Consider the following 6,643-nt stretch of genomic DNA (forward strand, 5'->3'; position numbering starts at 1 on the left):
CCGGACGCGCTCGACGGCTCCGGCCCGCCCGGCGGACCGGGCGCGCCGGTCGGCGCGGGCGTTCCCGGGCTGGGCGGAGGCCGAGGTGGAGGCTGAGGCGGAGGTGGAGGCGGTTACCTCGGCCGTCGAGCGCCGCCCAAGCTCCCAGGACGCCTCGACCTCGCCCCGCACCCCGAACACCGTGCCGTCGATCGTGGGCCCCGACTTCAGACCGGTGTAGGCGGCCCGCGCCTCGCGGATCACGCCATCGGCCCGGTAGGCGGCCTTCCCGGCAGCCGGGTCGAGGGCCAGGTCGACCGTGGACGGGATGTTGGAGATCTCCAGCCGCGCCAGGTGCGCGCCGTCGACCGAGGCCGCGCCGACGAAGGAGCGGCCGCTCGCGCGGGCCTCCAGGCGGGCGCGCGGCTTGGCGCCGTACGCGATGTCGAACCCCGACAGACCGGTCACCAGCCCGGACACGCCGACCGCTGCGCCATTCTTGATCATGGTCAGGTGGTCGCCGCGCGGACTGGAGATCGCGCCCCCGTCACGCTGCAGCACCACGGCGAACCTGCCGACGGGTGAGCTGCTCGTGTGCGTGACCCGCTGCGCCGCCGGGTCGTGCACCAGGCGGAGCTTGGCGGGGACGCCCGCGAGCTCGGCCCGGAGCACGGTCTCGGCCGCCGCCCTGTCGTAGTAGAGCACCTTCGCCGATCCCGCCCGCGACCGGCCGGAGTCGACGGTGAGCACCTGCTTGCCGTCCCGCGGGTCGTACTCGGCGGTCAGCGACGGCGGCACGTCGCGCGCCTCGACACTCGCCGCCCTGGACAGGCGCCCGTCACGGTAGAGGTACGTGCGCAGCTCGGCGCGGCCGATGGCGCTCGGGCCGGTGAACCGCACCCGTGTGGCCGCGTCCGCGCCGCGGGTGAGCTCCACGTGGGCACGGGCGGGCATCCGGTCGAGCACCGCCCGGGTGTACTGGCCGTGCCGGACGGCGACCGCCTCGATCCTGGCGGGCGCGGAGGCGCTGACGTCCAGCACGGGCGAGTCCAGGGTGGCGTCGACCGTGAGCCTCTCGGTGGCGGGCGTCTGGCGCAGGCTGACCGCGCTGCGGCCGATCAGGCCCGCCACCACGGCCACCGAGGCGCCGGGGCCCTTCCGCTTCACGTTCGCCTTGACGCGCCTGCCGGTCAGGTCGACCGTGAACGTCCCCCGGTCCGCCTCCGACAGGGACGCCCCCTTCCGCAGCCCGTCGAAGCCGACCGCCACGCGGCCGCCGTACTCGGCCCAGACCCGCGCCCTGAGGTTCGCGCGCGCGCCGGGCAGCCGCCGGACGGCGAAGGCGAGCCCGGCGGAGGAGTCCTGGGGGCTGGCGGTGGGCACGAGGTCGGCGGCGAGGTCGGGGGCGCCGTCGCCCGTGACGTCGGCGGCGGCCGGCGTCGCCACCGGGCGGGTGGCGGAGCAGGAGACCGGCACGTCGGCGCTCTCCACGCACAGGCGGTAGGCCAGGGCTGAGCCGCTCCCCTTCATGGGCTTGGTCAGGCGCAGCTCGCCCAGCACGCCCTTGGCGGGGTTCTTCAGGGCGAGGGGCCGTGCCCCGCCGGTGTCGGGGAGGAGCTCCCGTACGGAGGGGCCGCCCTCGCCGGTCCGTCCTGCGGCCTCGCGCTCGATCGCGTCGGCGAGGCCCGGGCCCGCGGGGGTCGTGATGTCGGGGGCGGCGGGGCCGACCTTCTGGTCGCCGCTCTCCCGCAGGGCCAGCGACGGCTCCAGGGGGACGCTGACGACGGCGGGCGCGGGCACCCGCACAGCGGGCACCGGCCGGACCGCGGGCCGGCCACCCTCCCGCCGGGCGGCTTCAAGGGCTGTTGCGGCCTTGAGGGCTGTTGCGGCATCGAGGGCTGGTGCGGCATCGAGGGCCCTCATGGCTTGGAGGGCCGTTGTGGCGTCAGGGGCGGCGTGCGCCGGGACGGGACCGGCCGTCAGCGCGGCACTGGCCAGGGACGCGGAAGCGAGCACGCGCAAAAGCGCATGCCGTGGAAGCCGCGGCATGGAACGCTTACCCCCGAAGCGGTATCAACCATCACAGCAAGAACATTGGTCACGACCCGACCATACTTGCTCACTGTTCGTCAATTTGGAGTCGACATGGGACTCCAACCTCTAGATCGCCGACGGCCGGGACAGCGCGGCGAGCAGGGCCTCCGCCTGCTCCAGAACCGCCGCGAGAGTCTCGTCCGGATCGTCGGCGCGGGCGATGAGCATGCCCCCCTCGCACAGCGCACCGAAGATCAGATGGGCCCGGACCGTCACGTCTCCCGGCGCGATGTCGCCCCGGGCCGCCGCCGCGGCGAGCCCCTGGTGCAGCAGGTTGAGCGTGTGCTCGTACTCGATCTCCCGCACCCCCTCCCAGCCCAGCACCGCGGGCCCGTCCAGGAGGACGATCTGCCGCGTGGCGGCTCCGGCGCAGGCGCGCAGGAACGCCCGGACGCCGAGCCGCACGCCCTCCCACGGATCGCCGGCGCCGGCGGCCGCGGCGGCGATCACCTCCGCCAGTCGCTCCTCCTGGCGGACGAACACCGCACGGAACACATCGGCCTTGCCGGAGAAATGGTGATAGACGGCGCCCTTGGTGAGGCCGCTCTCCCGGGCGATGTCGTCGATCGAGGTCGCCGCGTAACCGTCACGGCCGAACAGGCGACGCGCCGTCTCGATCAGCTCGCCGGTCGTCGCCCGCGTGCGCTCGGCCTGCGTCCGACGGCCCACGTTCACCTCCCACGTCACGTCGCTGCCCGCACTCAACCACACCCTGGGCCGCCCGCGGAAACGAGCCTCCCTCTCGTTCGCGTCTGATCGGCGGACGGCCGGGTAGCGGGAGGAGACGGAATCCGCCTACGGAGGGAGCGAGATCATGTCATCGGTCGCCCGCGTCACCGAGATCAGCGCGATATCGGAGAAGAGCTTCGAGGACGCCGTCAGAGTGGGCATCGAGAGGGCGGGCCAGACCCTGCGCGGCCTCCAGTCGGCGTGGATCAAGGAGCAGGAGGTCCAGCTGGACAAGAGCGGCGGGATCACCGGCTACAAGGTGAACATGCTGATCACGTTCGTCCTCGAATAGGCCCCGCGCGGAAAACTCGTCGAGCGGGAGCCGCCGCGCTGGTTACGGTTGGCTCCCGTGGAGACCTGCCTGACGACCGGGCGCCTCGTCCTGCGCCGCTTCACCGGGGACGAGGCCGACGACCTGTTCGCGCTGCACAACGACCCCGACGTGATGCGCTACCTCAACGGCGGCCGGCCCATTCCGCGCGAGGTGATCGTGCGCGACACGCTGCCCGCGTTCGTCCGCTCGGGCTTCTTCGCCGCCGTCGAGCGGTCCGCGGGCGGTTTCGCCGGCTGGTTCCACCTCAGGGTGCCCGAGGGCGGCGCGCCCGACGAGCCGGAGCTGGGATACCGCCTGCACAAGGCGTTCTGGGGGATGGGGTACGCCACGGAGGGCTCGCTCGCCCTCATCGACAGGGCCTTCCGCGAGCTGGGCGCCCGCCGCGTCTTCGCGCGGACGATGGCCGTGAACCTCGGCTCCCGCCGCGTCATGGAGAAGTGCGGCCTGCGTCACGTGCGCACGTTCTTCGAGGACTGGCCGGACGTCATCGAGGGCTCGGAGCAGGGTGAGGTGGAGTACGAGCTGCTCCGCGGCGACTGGGCGGCCGGTCACCCGGCCTGACGCCGAGGCCGCGCGCCAACCTGGTGCACTGGTCGGACCAGTAGGTAGGGTGCGGGGTATGACGGGATACGACGCGCTGTTCCGCCTCGACGGGCGGCGGGCTGTGGTGATCGGGGCCGGGAGCGGCATCGGACGGGAGTCGGCAATGGCGCTCGCCGCCCACGGCGCCGGGGTGGTGTGCGCCGACCGCGACCTGGCCGCGGCCGGGGAGACGGCCGAGCGGTCCGGCGGCACGGCGCGGCTGCTGGACGTGCTCGACGGCGAGGCGGTGCGGGATCTCGCCGCGCGGGAGCCGGCGGACGTGCTGGTGTTCACCGCCGCCACCAACGTGCGCAAGCGGCTGCTCGACTACTCCCACGAGGAGTTCGGCCGGGTCGTGGACCTCAACCTGCGGGCCTCGTTCGACGTGATCCGGGCGTTCGGCGCGGCGATGGTGAAGCGGGGGCGCGGGTCGATCATCGGGTTCGCCTCGATCCGCGCCTCGGTGACCGAGCCGGGACAGGGCGTCTACTCGGCCACGAAGGCGGGCCTGGTCCAGTTGCTGCGCACGGCCGCCGCCGAGTTCGGCCCGCACGGGGTGCGGGTCAACGCGGTCGCGCCGGGGGTGGTCGAGACGCCGCTCACCAAGCAGATCAAGGACGATCCCGCCTGGTACGACGCGTACGCCGCCAAGAGCGCGCTCGGCCGGTGGGCCCGGCCCGAGGAGATGGCCGGGGCCGTGGTCTACCTGGCGGGCGACGCGGCCAGCTTCGTCACCGGCTCCGTGCTGTACGTGGACGGCGGCTGGACCGCGGTGGACGGCCGCTTCGACCCGCCCAACTAGCGCTGTCGGCCCGCACGAGGACCGGCCACCCCGGCGGGTCCTGGTGAGCCGGTCTTGAACAGGTCGTGCTGACCTGTGCCGACGGCGGCGGCCTGGACGGAGTCCGGCACCGCAAGGAAGTCGTCTACGGCATCACCGGCCTGACCGCCGATCAGGCCGGAGCGGCACAACTCTGGCCATCGGCACCCTTCGCCGAGCGGGCTACGTCAACATCGCCCACGCCCGACGCCACCACGGCTACGACCAGCAGCGCATTCTGGACCTGGTCGACATCGGACCGAACGGATCACGCTGACCGAATCACAAACTCGCCGGGGCCCTGCGGGGAGCTGGTGGACAAGAAATGGACAACGATTGGCCTGTCGATCGGCAACCTGCGATGAGGACCATGGCGCGAGCACAGGTCTCGTCGAAGCCACTGATCATTTGGAGAGCACATGTACTCGTCCCGAGTGAGCGCACTTCTCGCGGCCACGACACTCGCCACGGCCGTCATCGCCGCCCCCGTGAGCGCGGCTTCCGCCACCACCGCGTCCGCTGCCTCGTCCATCATGTTGTGCAACCACTCAGAGCGGTATCACGCGTGGCTGGTGTTCCCGAAACAGAACAACCTCAGGTCGGACATCGTATGGACCGGTAAGTGCTCGGCGAGCTTTCGGCTCGCACCAGGAGAGAGGTTCAAGCGCTACACCAGCCCTGACGACAAGCCGCACGTGAAGTACGAGCACAGTTACACCAACTATGGCCGCCCTGGCCCAGACGTAATCACCATCCACAAAGACTACAGACCGTGACCATGGGCTTGTAGACCCACCAGTCCGCTTGCGGCCCGACGGCGTCCGTCGGCCGGGTCAGGGGCGGATGATCGCCATGCGGGTGACGGTGAGCTCCTCGATGGCGAACCTGGGGCCCTCGCGGCCGGCGCCGCTGTCCTTGACACCGCCGTACGGCATGTTGTCCGCGCGGAAGCCCGGCACGTCGTTGACCACCACGCCGCCGGCCTCGATGCGCTCGATCGCGGCGAAGGCCGTGGCCAGGGAGCGGGTGAAGACGGCGGCGTGCAGGCCGTACCGGGAGGCGTTGACCGTGGCGAAGGCGGTGTCGAGGTCGGGCACCGGGCGGACGCACACGACGGGCCCGAAGATCTCCTCGTCCCAGGCGGGGGACCCGTCCGGCACGCCGGACAGCACGGTCGGCGCGATGGCCCGCCCGACGGGCACGCCGCCGGTGACGAGCGTGCCGCCCGACTCGCGGACCCAGGCGAGGACCCGTTCGGTGGCGGCCGGGTCGATGAGCGGGGCGACGCGGGTCCCGGGCGAGCGCGGGTCACCGACGACGACGTCCTTCATCCGCCCGGCCAGCAGCGACACGAACGCGTCGTGCACGGGCTCCGCCACGAGCACCCGCTGGACGGAGATGCACGCCTGGCCGGAGGCGTAGTAGCCGCCGCGTACGACGGCGTCGGCGGCGGCCTCCAGGTCGGCGTCCGCCGCGACGACGAGGGCGGCGTTGGAGCCGAGCTCCAGCAGCACCTTGGTGGGGGCGGCGGCGCGGGCGATGGCGTGCCCGGCGGCGGCCGAGCCGGTGAACGACACCGCGCCGATCCGCCGGTCCTCCACGAGCGCCCGCCCCACCTCGACGTCCCCGGTCACGAGTTGCACCCCCGCGGGCGGGAGCGGAGCGGGACCACCGGATCCGGCCGTCCGCAGCAGGTGCACCAGCCACAGGGTGGCCAGCGGGGTCGCGGGGGCGGGCTTGACGATCACCGGGCAGCCGGCCGCGACCGCCGGGGCGATCTTGTGGGTGGCCAGCAGGAGGGGGTAGTTGTAGCCGGTGATGCCGACCACCACGCCGATCGGCCGCCTCGTCCAGAACCCGACCAGCCCCTCCCCCGACGGCAGCAGATCCAGCGGCACGGTCTCGCCGTGCAGCCTGGCCACCTCCTCGGCCGCCGCGCCCAGCGTGACCAGGGTGCGCGCCACCTCGACCCGGCAGTCGGCCAGCGGCTTACCGGTCTCCAGCACGAGCAGGTGCTCGAACTCCTCCCGCCGCGCCGCGAGCGCGTCGCGCGCGCCGGTCAGCGCGGTACGGCGGGCGTGCGAGGGCAGCGCGGCCATGGCCGG

General features: G+C 73.1%; 8 protein-coding genes. 5 read left to right on the forward strand and 3 right to left on the reverse strand.

All coding sequences use genetic code 11. The features are described 5' to 3' along the window. A partial coding sequence (locus DQW85_RS29980; protein WP_162795486.1) for a hypothetical protein occupies window positions 1-1,902 on the reverse strand: 1,902 nt, incomplete at its 3' end. 237 nt (window positions 1,903-2,139) lie between these two features. Beyond that, window positions 2,140-2,742 (reverse strand): TetR/AcrR family transcriptional regulator, encoded by a 603-nt coding sequence (locus DQW85_RS29985; RefSeq protein ID WP_162795487.1) that lies wholly within the window; start codon window positions 2,740-2,742, stop codon window positions 2,140-2,142. A gap of 145 nt (window positions 2,743-2,887) precedes the next feature. Here DQW85_RS29985 and DQW85_RS29990 point away from each other — a divergent pair, with 145 nt between their 5' ends. The 5 genes from DQW85_RS29990 (at window position 2,888) to DQW85_RS30010 (ending at window position 5,314) form a co-directional block, all read left to right on the forward strand. Further along, on the forward strand, window positions 2,888-3,094 hold the full coding sequence (locus DQW85_RS29990) for a dodecin family protein (RefSeq protein WP_113703186.1): 207 nt from the start codon (window positions 2,888-2,890) through the stop codon (window positions 3,092-3,094). Between the two features lie 57 nt (window positions 3,095-3,151). Then, window positions 3,152-3,697, forward strand: coding sequence for a GNAT family N-acetyltransferase (locus DQW85_RS29995; RefSeq protein WP_113703187.1), 546 nt, complete (start codon window positions 3,152-3,154; stop codon window positions 3,695-3,697). 58 nt (window positions 3,698-3,755) lie between these two features. Next, the gene (locus DQW85_RS30000) at window positions 3,756-4,520 is read left to right on the forward strand and encodes an SDR family NAD(P)-dependent oxidoreductase (protein ID WP_113703188.1); all 765 of its coding nucleotides are present in this window, start codon (window positions 3,756-3,758) and stop codon (window positions 4,518-4,520) included. A gap of 65 nt (window positions 4,521-4,585) precedes the next feature. Further along, window positions 4,586-4,903 (forward strand): hypothetical protein, encoded by a 318-nt coding sequence (locus DQW85_RS30005; protein WP_240197512.1) that lies wholly within the window; start codon window positions 4,586-4,588, stop codon window positions 4,901-4,903. Window positions 4,904-4,972: 69 nt separating this feature from the next. Further along, window positions 4,973-5,314, forward strand: coding sequence for a hypothetical protein (locus DQW85_RS30010; RefSeq protein ID WP_162795488.1), 342 nt, complete (start codon window positions 4,973-4,975; stop codon window positions 5,312-5,314). Between the two features lie 57 nt (window positions 5,315-5,371). On the opposite strand, the gene DQW85_RS30015 is transcribed toward DQW85_RS30010, so the two are convergent. Beyond that, window positions 5,372-6,643: aldehyde dehydrogenase family protein (locus DQW85_RS30015; protein ID WP_205315516.1), on the reverse strand; the 1,272-nt coding region annotated here is incomplete at its 5' end.

The organism is Nonomuraea lactucae, assembly GCF_003313395.1.
Taxonomy (GTDB): domain Bacteria; phylum Actinomycetota; class Actinomycetes; order Streptosporangiales; family Streptosporangiaceae; genus Nonomuraea; species Nonomuraea lactucae.

Bases quoted from the DNA above. Each gene is read 5' to 3' on its own strand.
- DQW85_RS29990 (WP_113703186.1), top strand. From the start codon at position 2,888: ATGTCATCGGTCGCCCGCGTCACCGAGATCAGCGCGATATCGGAGAAG.
- DQW85_RS30000 (WP_113703188.1), top strand. From the start codon at position 3,756: ATGACGGGATACGACGCGCTGTTCCGCCTCGACGGGCGGCGGGCTGTG.